At 65.3% G+C, this 13,939-nt stretch carries 16 protein-coding genes; 15 read left to right on the top strand and 1 reads right to left on the bottom strand.

Annotated features, from left to right (window positions below):
• The first annotated feature begins 10 nt into the window (after positions 1-10).
• The 15 genes from H5407_RS09215 (at position 11) to H5407_RS09145 (ending at position 12,962) form a co-directional block, all read left to right on the top strand.
• The gene (locus H5407_RS09215; RefSeq protein WP_183104155.1) at positions 11-472 is read left to right on the top strand and encodes a hypothetical protein; all 462 of its coding nucleotides are present in this window, start codon (positions 11-13) and stop codon (positions 470-472) included.
• A 20-nt stretch (positions 473-492) separates the two neighbouring features.
• Positions 493-828 (top strand): hypothetical protein, encoded by a 336-nt coding sequence (locus H5407_RS09210; protein WP_183104154.1) that lies wholly within the window; start codon positions 493-495, stop codon positions 826-828.
• A 119-nt stretch (positions 829-947) separates the two neighbouring features.
• Positions 948-4,388 carry a hypothetical protein gene (locus tag H5407_RS09205; protein ID WP_183104153.1) on the top strand — a complete coding sequence of 1,147 codons (3,441 nt, stop codon included), beginning with the start codon at positions 948-950 and terminating at the stop codon, positions 4,386-4,388.
• Positions 4,385-5,860 (top strand): hypothetical protein, encoded by a 1,476-nt coding sequence (locus tag H5407_RS09200; protein ID WP_183104152.1) that lies wholly within the window; start codon positions 4,385-4,387, stop codon positions 5,858-5,860. Before H5407_RS09205 ends, H5407_RS09200 begins: the two co-directional genes overlap by 4 nt.
• Positions 5,857-6,690, top strand: coding sequence for a hypothetical protein (locus H5407_RS09195; RefSeq protein ID WP_183104151.1), 834 nt, complete (start codon positions 5,857-5,859; stop codon positions 6,688-6,690). Before H5407_RS09200 ends, H5407_RS09195 begins: the two co-directional genes overlap by 4 nt.
• A 1-nt stretch (position 6,691) precedes the next feature.
• On the top strand, positions 6,692-7,090 hold the full coding sequence (locus H5407_RS09190) for a hypothetical protein (RefSeq protein WP_183104150.1): 399 nt from the start codon (positions 6,692-6,694) through the stop codon (positions 7,088-7,090).
• A 12-nt stretch (positions 7,091-7,102) separates the two neighbouring features.
• A complete protein-coding gene (locus tag H5407_RS09185) occupies positions 7,103-7,792 on the top strand; it encodes a hypothetical protein (RefSeq protein WP_183104149.1) in 690 nt (229 codons plus the stop codon).
• Positions 7,793-7,816: 24 nt separating this feature from the next.
• A complete protein-coding gene (locus H5407_RS09180; protein WP_183104148.1) occupies positions 7,817-9,127 on the top strand; it encodes a hypothetical protein in 1,311 nt (436 codons plus the stop codon).
• Positions 9,124-9,447: a hypothetical protein gene (locus tag H5407_RS09175; RefSeq protein ID WP_183104147.1), complete on the top strand. Its 324-nt coding sequence runs from the start codon at positions 9,124-9,126 to the stop codon at positions 9,445-9,447. The genes H5407_RS09180 and H5407_RS09175 overlap by 4 nt, the downstream gene beginning before the upstream one ends.
• A 2-nt stretch (positions 9,448-9,449) precedes the next feature.
• Entirely contained in the window at positions 9,450-9,875 is a 426-nt protein-coding gene (locus H5407_RS09170; RefSeq protein WP_183104146.1) for a hypothetical protein, read from the top strand.
• 100 nt (positions 9,876-9,975) lie between these two features.
• Entirely contained in the window at positions 9,976-10,242 is a 267-nt protein-coding gene (locus H5407_RS09165) for a hypothetical protein (RefSeq protein ID WP_183104145.1), read from the top strand.
• Between the two features lie 231 nt (positions 10,243-10,473).
• A complete protein-coding gene (locus H5407_RS09160) occupies positions 10,474-10,884 on the top strand; it encodes a hypothetical protein (RefSeq protein ID WP_183104144.1) in 411 nt (136 codons plus the stop codon).
• The gene (locus H5407_RS09155) at positions 10,881-11,495 is read left to right on the top strand and encodes a glycoside hydrolase family 19 protein (protein WP_183104143.1); all 615 of its coding nucleotides are present in this window, start codon (positions 10,881-10,883) and stop codon (positions 11,493-11,495) included. The genes H5407_RS09160 and H5407_RS09155 overlap by 4 nt, the downstream gene beginning before the upstream one ends.
• Complete coding sequence (locus H5407_RS09150; RefSeq protein ID WP_183104142.1) at positions 11,492-12,037, top strand: DUF2514 family protein; 546 nt, start codon at positions 11,492-11,494, stop codon at positions 12,035-12,037. Before H5407_RS09155 ends, H5407_RS09150 begins: the two co-directional genes overlap by 4 nt.
• A 136-nt stretch (positions 12,038-12,173) precedes the next feature.
• Positions 12,174-12,962 (top strand): DNA adenine methylase, encoded by a 789-nt coding sequence (locus tag H5407_RS09145; RefSeq protein WP_183104141.1) that lies wholly within the window; start codon positions 12,174-12,176, stop codon positions 12,960-12,962.
• 263 nt (positions 12,963-13,225) lie between these two features.
• On the opposite strand, the gene H5407_RS09140 is transcribed toward H5407_RS09145, so the two are convergent.
• Positions 13,226-13,606: a hypothetical protein gene (locus H5407_RS09140; protein WP_183104140.1), complete on the bottom strand. Its 381-nt coding sequence runs from the start codon at positions 13,604-13,606 to the stop codon at positions 13,226-13,228.
• Positions 13,607-13,939: the final 333 nt, after the last annotated feature.

Here is a 13,939-nt window from a genome sequence, read left to right as displayed (position 1 = left end):
GACCATGACCATGAATCAAACCCAAGACATGAACACCGCGGCGCAACTGAACGCCGCGACCCAGCTGATCGCTGTCGGCTTCAACACCATCCTGCCCTATGACGACGTGGCTTCCGCCTGGCTGCAGCTGCGGGACCCCAAGACGGGCGTGCTGTTGCCGATGCATCTGGAGCTGATGGGCCCGGAGCACCCGGCCCGCAAGCAGGCGGCATTCCAGCAGACGCGCCGCGTGCGCGAGGGGATGCTGAAGACGGGCAAGCCCTCGTTCGAGGACCCGGAAGCGGAAGACTCGACCGAGCCCGAGCGCGTGGCCGATTTGGTGCTGAGCTGGAAGATTGATCTCCCCAACGCCCCGGTCTTCTCGCGCAACCAGTTGGCTGTGCTGTTCCGCACCAAGCGCTGGGTGCTGACCCAGGTGAAGGTGGCGCTGGACGAGCGCGACCGTTTTATTCAGCGCTCCGACGGGAACTGATCGAGGCGGCGGAGCGCGAAATGCAGCTGGCCCAGCGCCAAGGCGATGGGGCCACGCTGCGGGAGCATCTGCAGCGCCTGGCGAGGAACACGGGACGTGTCGACCCGCGCTTGCGCGGCAGCGTGCCCTCGGCCGCCGAGAACGTCTGGCAGCTGTACACGGCGCTGGGCATACAGCGTCGCAGCGGCATGGGCATGCACCCCCTGACGTTCTCCGACATTGAGGCGTGGTGTCGCCTCTACGGCGTCCAGCTCAACCCGTGGGAGCTGGACACGATCCTCGAACTTGACGCCGCCTCTCTTCGCATGGCTGCCCGCGCCCAGCGCCAGGCAGCTGCAGCAACCTCCAAGACCTGACGATCATGAACATCGGCGGACTCACCATTGAGATGGCGGCCGACCTGGCGCGCTTGCGTCAGGACATGGACGATGCCAAGCGCTCGGTGAGCGGCGCTATGGCGGACATCCAGAAGGCTGTGGACCTGGCCAAGACGGCCTTCATCGCACTCGCCGGTATCGGCAGCATTGCTGCCTTCGCCGGCATGATCAAGGGCTCCATCGATGCGACGGCGGCCCTGCACGACTTGTCGATTCAAACCGGCGCGAGTGTTGCGGCCTTGGGTGCCTTCAAGTCCGTCGGCTCCTACACGGAGACGAGTGCCGAGTCCATTGCCGGCGCGATGAACAAGCTGGCCAAGAACATGGCCATGGCAGACGAGGACAGCAAGGGTGCCGCTGTCGCGATCAAGGCGCTGGGTCTGAACTTCGACGACTTCAAGAAGCTCAAGCCCGAAGATCAGATGCTGGTTGCGGCAAAGGCGATGGGCCAGTTCGAGGACGGGGCGGACAAGACGGCTGCGGCCATGCTGCTGTTTGGCAAGGAAGGCGCCAAGCTCCTCCCGTTCCTCAAGGACCTGGGCGACGAGGCCGACACGATTTCGGCGAAGCTCACTGACCAGGAGAAGGCGCTCAAGGCGAACCAGGCCGCGATGGCGGACGCCTTTGGCGACAACCTCACGAAGATCCGCAAGGACTCCGACGCCTGGAAGAAGGACATCGCCACGGGGATGATCCCGGCGCTGTACGAGGCGAGCCAAGCCTTCGTTGACGTTGCCAACGGCGCCGGCGGCGTGAAGGAGTACATCAGCAAGCTGGCCAAGGACGGCACGATCACGGAGTGGGCCCGGATGGGTGTCACCGCGATCACCTACATTGCCGACGCCTTCCAGGTGACCTGGCGCATCCTTGAGACCATTGGCAAGTCCATCGGCCTGTTCTTCGCGCGCCTGGCGACGGAGATCGAGGCAGTCGGGGATGCAGCCAAGCTGGCTGCCACTGGCGACTTCTCCGGTGCGGTCGATACGCTGAAGCGCGGCTTCAAGCAGAGCGAGCAGATGGCGGTCGACTTCAGGGAAGAGACCCTGAAGGCCTTCAGCGAGTCCACCTGGGGCTCGAAGATGCGGGACCGGATGGCCGAACTGAAGGGCGTTGCGCTCACGGGATCTGAAGCAAAGGACAAGCTCGGCAACCTGAAGGACATCGTCGATCAAACGAAGGCGTCCCAGGAGGCAGCCGCCAAAGCGGCCAAGGAGCATGAGGCCGAGCTGAAGAAGCAGCAGCAGGCCGCTGAGGCTGCAGCCAAAGCCGGCGCCGACCTCATCGCCACGCTCGACAAGAAGCGCACGGCACTGAAGCTGGAGCTGGATCTCGGCCGCAAGCTCTCTGACGCGGAGAAGGAGCAGATCGACCTCGACGACAAGCTCAAGAACGGCAAGATCGTCCTGGACCCGCTGATGCGCGCATACGCTCAGCAGCTGGTCGACCAGAATCGCCAGCTGGAGCTGAGCGTGAGGTGGCAGGAGGAGTCCCGCAAGCAGAACGAGCAGGCTGCTGAGACCCTGTCCAAGCAGACGGAATCGCTGGCCCAGCAGATCGAGAAGCAGAAGGAGTCGAACCAGGCTGCCGGCAAGAGCAGCGAGCAGCTGGCCAAGCTGGAGATCGCGAGCCTGCAGGAGTTGGCCGTCGCCAGAGAGCGCATCGCTGCGCTGATGGATGAGGTCGACTGGTCGGGCAAGACGGGCGACGAGTACCGCAAGCAGGCGGAGCAACTCCGCAAGCTCGCCGATCTGAAGGCAGAAGGCATTCACCTCAAGGCGGCACAAGAGTCAGCGGAGGAGTGGAAGAAGACCACTGACAGCATCTACAGCGGCCTGACCGATGCGCTGATGCGTGCCTTCGAGTCCGGCCAGGGCTTTGCGGACGCCTTCAAGTCGACGCTGATCAACGCCTTCAAGACGATGGTGCTTCAGCCAGTGATCAAGGCCATCATCCAGCCCGTTGGTGATTCGATCGGCTCGATCTTCGGCGCCGGCGGATCGGGTGGCGGAGGACTCTTCGGCGGCATGGGCGGCACTGGGGGTGGGGGCTTCGGCGGCATGGGCAACCTGGGCGGCCTCGGCTCGGTCCTTGGGTCCTTTGGCTCCGGCTTCTCAGGTGGCTGGCAGCTTGGCAACGCTGGCTTGTCCAGCGGCTGGGATGCCTTCAGCAGCGGCTGGACCGGCCTGGTCGAGGGCAATGGCGTCTCCAGCAGCCTCGGGCAGATGTTCGGCTCCGGAGCAAACATGCTGGGCACCGTCGGTGGCTACTTCAATGCCTTCAATGCTGCGAAGGACGGCAAGTGGGGGTCAGCCATTGGCTCGGGCGTTGGCACTTTCTTCGGCGGCCCGGTCGGGGGCGCCATCGGTAGCGCAGTCGGCGGCTTTGTGGACAAGGCATTCGGGGGGGACGGGCACGACTTCCATGGGGCTGACTACGTAGCCACCTCGACGGGCGGCTATCGGCCGCGCGAGTACGAGGTGGGCGATCGGCAATACGGCTGGTCCATCACGGGCGCGCGCAGCGACGATCTGGAGAAGGCCCTCAAGGGGGTCTCGGACGTCAGCCTCGCGTCGCTCAACGGCCTGTCGAAGCTGTTTGGCGGGACCGACAACTACAAGCTCGGGACCTACTTCTCAAGCAATGAGACGACGCGCAACAGCCAGGGCAACATCCGGCTATGGCAGGGCGGCAGTGTCCTTAGTGAGCTGTCAAGCCAGCGGTATGCCACCGACCCCAAGAAGGGCTTCGAGGAGTACTCGCAGGACGTCGTGGCGGCCGTCAAGTCGGCAATGCAGGCCATTCAGCTGCCGGAGTGGGCCCGCAAGCAGATCGATGCGCTGGGGACCGGCGCGACCGTCGAGCAGTTGGCTAAGACCGTCCAGGCCATCGAGCAAACCAAAGCTGCGCTGTTGGGCATGGGCTCTGCCTTTGCTCCGCTGGGCGGTGTGTTCGCGAAGATCGGCAGCCTGAGCGACGACGCGAAGCTGCAGCTGGCGGGCTTTGCTGGGGGCATCGATGCGCTGATCGCCAAGACCCGAAGCTATGTGGACTCGTACTACAGCGACGGCGAGAAGAACGCGATCTCCGCGGCTTCGATCAAGAAGCAGCTGGACGCAGCAGGCATCACCGCCAATCTGGGCAGCAAGGAGGACTTCCGTGCGCTGGTCGACAGCCTGGGGGACAAGCTGGACACCGAGGCTGGGCGGAAGCAGCTCGCAGCGCTGCTGGACCTGAACCAGGCCTTCGCGCCTATTGGTGAGTACCTGAAGCAGCAAGGCATCACGCTGAACGATCTGGCCGCCCAGGCGCCCCAGGTCGCAGCACTGCAGTCGATGTCTGAGCAGCAGGCGTCCTCGCAACAGGCCCAGCTCGACGCAACGCAGCAGCTGAACTCCAGCGTGGTGAGCATCGGTGAGCAGATCTCCAACGGTCTGATTCGCCTCGGCGCCACGCTGGTGGAGCGGCTGGGTGCCGTCGAGGCCGCCGTCAACAGCAACGCCAAGTACATCGGCGACAGCCTCTTGGAAGCAACTGCATGAGCATCAGCAATGCGCAGTACACGGCCTGGTTGGCCGCGGACAACAAGGAGCGGGTGATCCTGGTCGAGGTCGACGCCTATGCGTCGGGCTCGACCGTCACCCGCTACATGAGCGACCGCGGCTTCACCTCCAGGCCGACCGACACGCCGGCCAACACAGCCTACGACGACATCGTCTTGGCGGTGCCCGGCATCCGGTCTGCCTTGGCCGACGCGCTGCGCGGCCGCAGCTTGGTGAGCTTCGGCGACTTGGACGTTGACAACTCGGCCGGCGTGCGCGACAGCTGGCTGCTCGATGCCTGGGACGGCCGGCCCCTGCGGCTGTACCTGGGCGACGCGAGCTGGCCGAAGGCGGACTTCCGCCTGGTCTTCTCGGGCGTGGTCGCCGACATCCAGGCGCGCGACAACGCGGCGCTCACGCTGAAGCTGCGCGACCGGCAGTACCTGCTGGACGTGCCGCTGCAGACGAACTTGGTCACGGGGGCGGGCAGCGCGAAGGACCAGCGGCTGCCGGTCTGCTACGGCGAGGTCAAGATGATCGAGCCGGTGCTGATCGACAGCGCGCTGCGCAAGTACGCAGTGCACGACGGGCAGATCCAGAGCGTCGACGCGGTCTACCAGGACGGCGTTGCGATCGGGACCTACACCGCCGACCTGACGGCCGGCACCATCACGCTGACCGCGGCCCTGACCGGCCGGATCACGGCCGACGTGAAGGGCAGCAAGACGGGCGGCACCTACGTCAACAAGACCGCCGACATCGCCCAGCGCATCGTGCAGGAGCGCGCCGGCTGGTCCGTGTTGGACATCGACGCGGCCAGCGTGACGCAGCTCAACACCGACGCGCCAGGCGCGGTCGGCATCTATGTGACCGAGGACCAGGCCACGGTCCTGTCGACGCTTGACGCGCTTGTCACCGGCGCCGGCGGCTACTACGCCATCGGCCGCGACGGGAAGCTGACCATGGGCCTGTTCAAGGCGCCGGCCGGCACGCCCGTGGTGACGATCGGCGACGACGACGTCGAGCAGGGCCGGGTGGAGCTGACGAAGCGGATCGTGCCGCTCAAGTCGGTGCGCGTCGGGTATGCACGCTACTACACCACGATCGACAGCGGCGCCGCGTCGAGTCTCAGCGAGGCGCAGCGCCAACGCCTGCGCGACGGCTATCTGGTTGCCAAGGCAACGACATCGCTCACGGGCTTCCTGCTGGCCGTCGACGGCGACCTGCAGGGCTCGTGCTACGTCAACCAATCGGACGCAAGCGCCGAGGCCACCAGGCGCGCAGCGCTGTGGGGCCAGCTGCGCCGGATCTTCCGCATCAGCGGATTCTTGGCCGCGCAGCAGGTCAGGCTCGGCGACGTCGTCGCCCTTGACCTGTCGCGCTATGGCCTGGCCGGCGGGGTGCTGGCCACGGTCGTGGGCCTGCGCGAGTCCATCACCGGCGGCAGCGTCGAACTGGAGGTCTTCTTGTGAGCATTCGCCTCGTCACCTCGAACGTGAGCGATGCGGCCACGCTGAGCAGCCCGGACTTCACGGCGGGGTTGCCCGTCTCGAATCTGCAGCTGGAGGGCCGCGCGCGCGTGGCCAGGACCGCGAACGCCACTGGCACCAAGACCATCAACGGCGACCTGGCCGGTGTCTCGATGCTTGGGGCCTGCGTGCTCTACAACCACAACCTCACCAGCCAGGCCACCTGGCGCCTGCGGTTGTGGGATGCGGCCGGCCAGTCCGGCAACCAGGTCTACGACAGCACCACGGCCAGCGCGCTGCCGGCGCTGGGGTGGGGCGACTTTCAGTGGGGCGCGGTGCCTTGGGGCGCCTCGGTCTTTACAGGCTGGGGGACAGCCTTCTCGGTCCTGTGGTTCCCTGCAGTCCTGGCGCGCAGCTTCCGGCTGGAGGTCACCGACCCGGCCAACGGTGACGGCTACCTACAGGCGAAGCGCCTGCTGCTGGGGCCTTACTTCGAGCCGCAGGTCAACATCGAGCTCGGGCTGCAGCTGTACTGGGAAGACAACTCGGTGCAGCGCCGCACGCAGGGTGGCTCGCTTCGTACAGACGTCCGCACTCGATATCGCGTCCTGCGTGGCCAGCTCGGACACCTGAGCGACAGCGAGCGAGCAGTGGCGGTCGACACGATGCGTCAGATCGGCCTGCGTACCGAAACCTTCGTCAGCGTGTTCCCCGGCATGGGCGGGGCTCAGGAGCGCGACTACAGCATGCTGGGTAAGTTCACCAGCATGCCTCAGTTCACCAACGGCGAGCTCTTCAGCCATCAGGCGCAGCTCTCCTTCGAGGAGGTATGAAATGGCCGACTTCAGCGGCTTTCTGATCAACCTGGGGAACACCAGCTATCCCACGGTCTACAACGCCTTCGTCACGGCCCTGCAGCCGTACGCGACGGAGATCGAGGCTGGCCGGCAAGGCCAGGCCTCGCTGGCAGCGAACTTTGGTCGCTACATCTTGGCCAGCCAGGGCCTGACCATGAACTTGGCGGCCAGCGGCTTCCGCATCACTGGGTTGCCCGTGCCGGTGGCCGCCGATGAGCCGGCCACGAAGGCCTTCGCCGAAGGACTGGCGTTCTCCCCCGCGCTCCCTGGCCAGGCCGGCAATGCCGGCAAGGAAATCACGACGGATGGGGTGAGCGCGTCCTGGGGTCTGACCGGCCCGGGCGCTATCGCCATCCTCAACTACATCAACTTCTGACTGGAGCGTCGCATGTCTTCCCCCCTCAACGCCGCCGTCCCGGCCGCATTCCAGAACGGCATCGCGAACCTGATCGCGGCCGACGGTACCCAGGCAAAGGTGCTCGTCGATGCGCTCGCCGCAGCAGCTGCAGGCGTGACGTCGCCGCTGCTCTTTGGTGGCGGCAGCGTCATCGATATCACGGCCACCAGCACGGACGCTGCGGCCAAGGATGTGATCCTGTGGCTCGGCCAGGTGCTGACGACCACCGGCGCTGCCACCGGCACTGCGGCCATGACGGTCAGCACGATCACGCGCTCCACCGGTGATTTCTTCCTCGACGGCTGGCGCCCCGGTGACCTGGTGATGGTGTTTGCCGCAGGCAACGCTGGCAGGCAGGCGAATGATGGCGTCCTCGGCATCGTCACGGGCGTGAGCAGCGCGACCCTGACCGTCAATGGGACGCCGTTCTCAGCGCTGACGCTCAACACTGGTGTTCGGCTCTGTCGCATGGCCTACCAGTTCAGGGCGCCGATGGCGGCAAGCGCTGGAACCAATGGCACCAGCGCGTCGGTCAATCTGCTGAACAACGGCAACGATGGCTCGGTGCTGCGCTACGAGAAGAAGCTGGGCCTCAATGAGCTGCTGGCCGTGTCGGCGGCCTCGGCCGTCTCGGCCCTGCCTGCCTACATCAACGTCTCGGCCGACGTGGCGCGCTACTGAACGGAGGTGCCCATGGGGAATCCAATGAACGCGGGCCTGCCGAACAGCTCGCAGGTCATCGCACCGGACATCGAGATCGGGCAGCACGTCCCCTTCTATGGCGCGCTGAACTACTTCAAGAGCGGCCAGCGGGAGTACCTGCGCAGCGGCTTCTTGCGCGCCTTCAGCGCAGCCTATGCTGGCTACGTGGCTCGCGTGCCCGCCGGCGCCTACGTGGACATTCCGTCCACTCGAACTGGGGCCATTCAAACTGCAGAGGCGGCAAACCTGAATGCCCACCTCTTCTATGACGGCACGCGGTATGTCAGTGTGACACTGGTCTCAAACGGCGCTCCTGGTGCAGTGCTCACGACCGATCTGTCGAATTGGAGCGCGATGAGCGGGTCCAGTTCGTTGGACAGTGGCTCGATGGGTGCGGCGCAGGCTGGCGCAAACGGGACTATCGCACTGGTCGGCATCGGGACTGCGACAGGCGGGATCTACAAGACCTCCGCATCCAGTTCCTGGAGTCAGTCCAGCGGGCTCCCTGGCGGGGCCTACTTCAGCGGCATCGCCTTTAATCCGGCGGGTACGCTGGGGCTCGCTGTTATGCAGAATGCGCTGCTGGCGTCTGCAGGGTCCATCCGCACAACCGCCAATGGCGGCGGGAGCTACACCAGCGTGACCCCCTCGGGCGGAAGTTCCGTGCAAATCGCTGGCGTCCACTACTCCCCGGCTGCTGGCGGGTTCCTGGTCTTCAACATGGGGAATCAATTCCTCAACATCAACAAGACGACCGACGGGACCAACTTCACCAACGTGCTCATCGACACGGCGGTCAGGACGGGCGTGAGCTGGGAGTTGTGCCCTCAGAAGTACATCGCCTCGAGCCCCACGGTAACGCTGGTGTCGTGCGCGAACGGGAAGCTGAAGCGGACCACGGACGGAACAACCTGGACCACTGTTGACCTGACGCAGCAGAACGGGTGCTTCCTGCTGTCGACGTCGTCCGCTGCCTACCAGATCTTCTACAACGCGGTCGAGGGGCGGTTCTATGCCAACTGCTACGGGGTCTACAACGCAGTGAGTGCGTTCCCCTTCCTCGTTAGCACGGATGGCATCAACTGGGTGCCGTCCTTCAGCTTCCGCGACACCGCGTCTCTGGGAAACGTCCTGAAGGTGGAGGGGGTGAATGGGAAGTCCTTCGCGTGCACGGTGCTGGCTGCCAGCCTGTACGACTGGAAGGACATCAGCACCGCCCAGCTGCGGGGCACGCCTGACTGGGTCGGCAGCTTGTCGATGATCTTCGGCTATAGCGCCGGCGCCTCCCCCTATTCGCACGTGAGGATTGCATGAACCAGTTCGCCACCCTGAACGACGCCGCGGTGAAGGAGGACACCTCCTTCTACGTGGACGTCGGCCCGTTCTTCGATCGCTTCGAGGCAGCTCAGCTGGCCGTGCTGGGCAGCACCGACCCGACGGTTCGGGCCTTCCTTGAGTCCTGCAAGGTTCGCAAGTGGATCTGGGTGAAGCACCCCTTTGTGGGGCAGGGCATCGACGCCATCATCGCCGCCGGCACCCCCGGCGTGGACGCGTCGCTCAAGGCTCGCATTCAAGGAACGCCCGCCCGCCCCAGCGAGCAAGCCGCCCTGTTGAAACTCTACTTCGGAGGTTGACTATGAAAGTGATCTTCTGCCGCAAGCGCACGCTGGGCTCCTGGCTGATTCGCGCCTGGTCCTGGTCGCCCTGGTCGCACCTGGTGATCGTCGAGGACAGCGAGCATGTGATCGACTCGACCTTCGCGCATGGTGGCGTTCGTCGTCGCCGGCTGATCGACATCGTCGAGGAGTACTCGGTGATCGAGGAGATCGAGATCCCGCTCGTCGACGAGCAGGCCGCGTTGGACTTCGTACGCGCTCAGCTGGGCAAGCCCTACGACTGGACCGCGATCTTCGGCTTTCTGCTGAGGCGGGACTGGGCAGAGCCTGACGCCTGGTTCTGCAATGAGCTCTTCGAGGCGGCGGCCGTCGCCGGCGGTCGCCGCCGCTTCCGCGACGACATCTCGCACATCACGCCCCGCGAGTCCTGGATGGTCTGCAGCTAGGCCCCTTCCGCCCCTTCACGAGGCCCGCCCCGGCATGCCGCGGCGGGCCTTTCTACGCGCGCCGCGCGCATCCACGCGGCACTCACCCACAAGGAAACCCATGAGTACTCCCATGCGAGCCAAGTTCGTCGTCACCTCTGTCGACCGCACCGTCGACCACGCCGGCAACGTCTGCGCCGAGCGTGTCAAGTTCAACGCCGTCTCCAAGAGTGGCGGCTACCCCGAGGACGGCTCGGACGAAGACAACACTTTCGCGAAGTGGTCGCCCCAGGCCAACTGCGAGATCTACATCAACAACCCGGCCCTGCACGGCAAGTACGCGCCTGGCCAGAAGTTCTATGTCGACTTCACGCCGGCCGAGGCCTGAGCCTCCGAAGGCCTGTCCGACCTGCTCTCGACCCGGCGCTGACGAGTGCGGCCGCGTCGAGTGCGGCAATCGTCGGCCGGTGACGGCCAGTGCTCAGGGTGGGGGCTACGGCGCCCTCGCATTCGGCTGCCTGCGGCGCGTCCCCACCACCAGGGAGTGATGACGCCCTGGACGGCCCCGGCCCGCAGGTGCGGGCCATTCATTTCATCGATTCACTCTATCGGGAGGCATATGGCCGAACCTACATCGAGCAGCGTCGCCGGGCTCGCTGGCTGGAAACTCGTCGGCGGCGCCGCCGGCGTCACCGCGGGGGCGTTCAGCCTGGCCGCGGCCGTCGTCATGCTCATGACCCCGCCGCGCTCTGGTCGCGAGTGGGCCGTGGGCCTCATCAGCACGCTGGTCAGCTCCATCGCGGGCGGCGCCTGGCTGCTGCACTGGGTTGGCATGAGTGATCTGGCCATCTCTGGCCCGCTCGGCCTGGCGGTCCTGTTCGGCCTGAGCTTTCTGTGCGGGCTGCCGGGCTGGGCCCTGGTCCGCGCGATCTTCACCTGGCTCATTCGCCGTGAGGGTAAGGACATCGGCGAACTGGCCGAGGACGCCGCCTCTGACGTGCGCGATGTCTTGAAGGGGCAGCAGTCATGATCAGCATCGATACCCTGATTGCGGCCGGCATCACGCCCACGCTGGCCAAGATCTTCGCGACGCCGCTGGCCGAGGCCTGCGTGCGCTTCGGCATCAACTCGCCGAAGCGGGAGGCAGCGTTCATCAGCCAATGCGCCCACGAGTCGGCCGGGTTGAGCACGCTGGAGGAGGGGCTGTACTACACGACGCCGGAACGCATCCGCGTCATGTGGCCCTCGCGCTTCGCCACGATGGCCGAGGCGGCGCAGTACCTGCGCAACCCGCAGGCCCTGGCCAACCGTGCCTATGCGAACAGGAATGGCAACGGCGACGAGGCGTCGGGCGATGGCTGGCGGTACCGCGGCCGGGGGCTCTTGCAGCTCACGGGGCGGGCCAACTACCTCGCTGCGGAGGCTGCGATCAACGCGCCCTACAAGTCGCAGCCTGACCTGGTGCAGACGCCTGCACATGCCGCGATGACGGGCGCCTGGTTCTTCGTCTCGGCCGGCTGCCTCCGGGGCGCTGACGCCGGCGACGTCGTCGCGGTAACTCGTGCCATCAACGGCCCGGCGCTCGCCGGGCTCGAGGACCGCCGCAAGCGCTACGACCTGGCGCTGGAGGCATTCTCATGATCGGTCCGCTCTCGCTAATCTCAGCCCGCACCTGGCTGACGCTGGGGGCCTTCTTCATCCTGTCGGCCGCCCTGGGCACGCAGACCTTGCGCCTGGAGGCTGCGGTCTCTCAGACCGAGGCCCTGCGCGCCCAGCTGCAGGCTGAGCACTCCCGCCAGCTGGCGGCCATCAACCAAGCGGCGGCCGAACGGGCAGCCATGGCCGCGGCGCGCGGCAAGACCATGCAAGAGGCAAGAGATGCTGAACAAATCGCCCGCCAGGCTGCTCAAGCCGACGCCCGCGCTGCTCGCGCTACTGCTGACGGCCTGCGCCAACGTGTCGCCGAGCTTGCCGTCGCTGCCGGTGGTGGTGCCTGCCCCGGAGATCCCCGAGCTACCGAACGAGGCGCGGCAGCCGCCGGCGCCGGAGATCTGCTCGCCGAGCTGCTCGGCCGGCTTGATCAGGCTGCGGGAGAACTTGCGGAGTATGCCGACCAGGCCCGCGTCAGCGGCCGGCTCTGCGAGCGGCAGTACGACGCAATAGCGAAGCCTCTCCGGCAATAAAGAAGCAGGGCGACCCCAGGAAGTGCAGCAACACCGCCTGAGGTCACCAAACCCACAGATCGCGCCTGTGAGCCCAGCCAAGGCCCCACCTGCCTCCCGGGAGGCGGGGCGCAGTGTAACCACGAATTGGACCCACATGGCTCAACCCATCATTCCTTGGATCGGCGGCAAGAGGCGCCTGGCCGATCAACTCATCCCGCGCTTCCCTCCGCACAAGACTTACGTCGAAGTCTTCGCAGGGGGCGCGGCTCTGTACTTCCTGCGCCCCCCGGCGGATGTTGAGGTGATCAACGACGTCAATGGCGACCTGGTCAACCTATACCGCGTCGTCAAGCATCACCTCGAGGAGTTCGTGCGCCAGTTCAAGTGGGCGCTTTCCAGCCGTGAGGTCTTCAAGTGGCTGCAGGACACCCCGCCCGAGACGCTCACCGACGTCCAGCGTGCGGCCCGCTTCTACTACCTGCAGCACCAATGCTTCGGTGGCAAAGTCGAAGGGCAGACTTGGGGGACTGCAACTACTGCGCCCCCGGTCAACCTGCTGCGGATTGAGGAGCAGCTGAGCGCGGCGCACCTGCGCTTGGCCAGCACCTACATCGAACGGCTGGACTGGCGCGAGTGCATGCGCCGCTACGATCGACCGCATTCGTTCTTCTACCTCGACCCGCCCTACTGGCAGACTGAGGGCTACGGAGTGGCCTTCCCATTCGAGCAGTACCGGCTGATGGCTCAGGTCATGGGCGAGCTGCAGGGCAAGGCGATGATCAGCATCAACGATCACCCTGACATCCGGGCCTGCTTCGAAGGCTTCTACATGGAGAGCCTGGACATCAGCTATACGGTCGGAGGCGGGGCCAAGAAGGCAGATCGCAAGGAGCTGGTGATCTGGTCATGGGATCAGGCTGCCGAGCCGGCTGGGTTGTTCTAAATCTTGCTCAGCATGCCGTTGCGCCGGGCGCATGTTGGTGACTGAGCTGCCGTGCAGGACAAACTGCGCAAGTGAGTGAGAGGAGGGGCCGAGCATTGTCCGGCCCCGTGGAGAGGCGCAAAGCCGGGGCCGCCCTCATATTGGCCTTCCGTCAGCAGCAGGTGCTGGACGCTGCGGCGGTCCCGACACTTGCCTCAGGTCACCGTCGCTGGTGAATTTACTGGCCCGGCGTGGTTTGCCGGGCCAGCTTTTCTAGCGAGGGGCTACGCTACGTTGGACAAGACATCCATCAGCGCCTGAATCTGGTGCAGCAGAACGGATACCTGCCAGACCAACGACGTGCAGCTGAAGAGCAGTCCAGCAACCGCCGTCGTGTCACTGAGCAGTTTTTCCCGGCGCGTTGCCGGCTTCGCTTGAACCTCTTCGGATGGAACTTTTTGCATGTTTGCCCTTTCAAAGGTAAGGCAGATTTGCGTCGAGGTCCCGCCACAGGTATAAAGTTTGGCTGTCTCCCCAGACGGCTGCCCTTCATCAAGGTGACGGGTGGTTGCCAGGCTTTCACCTGGGCAATTGAGCCTGCCTTTTGGCGGGCTTTTTTGCGCTTGTGCGGCGCAGTAGCGCTGCTGTTTGTTGAAGCGTTTCATCAATTAGGTGCTCCTTTCAGGCGTTGATTCTCAAGGCAGATTCGCTGCGCTCAGAGCGGGGAGAGGTGCTGTTTTGGCCCCTCACTCCCCACCTACTGAACTTCTGCAGCAAGACAAAGCATAAGAGAACACAGGTTGCCGCTTTGACGTTTATGGCCGGTTTGCAGAGCCGTTCGGTGCGAAACGAGCAGTGCCAGGATGAGGCTACTCATGGTGGCGCCTAGGCTTTTTGTGGCCGGCTTGAAGGGGCATTCGGTGCAAAACGAGCACGCCCTTGATCAGCTACTCATGGTGGCGCCCCTGCTTTTGCTGCCGGGCTGGCACAGCTCGACG

It is taken from the genome of Mitsuaria sp. WAJ17 (assembly GCF_014174515.1).
GTDB lineage: Bacteria > Pseudomonadota > Gammaproteobacteria > Burkholderiales > Burkholderiaceae_C > Roseateles_B.
This window is presented reverse-complemented; position numbering and strand designations above follow the sequence as displayed.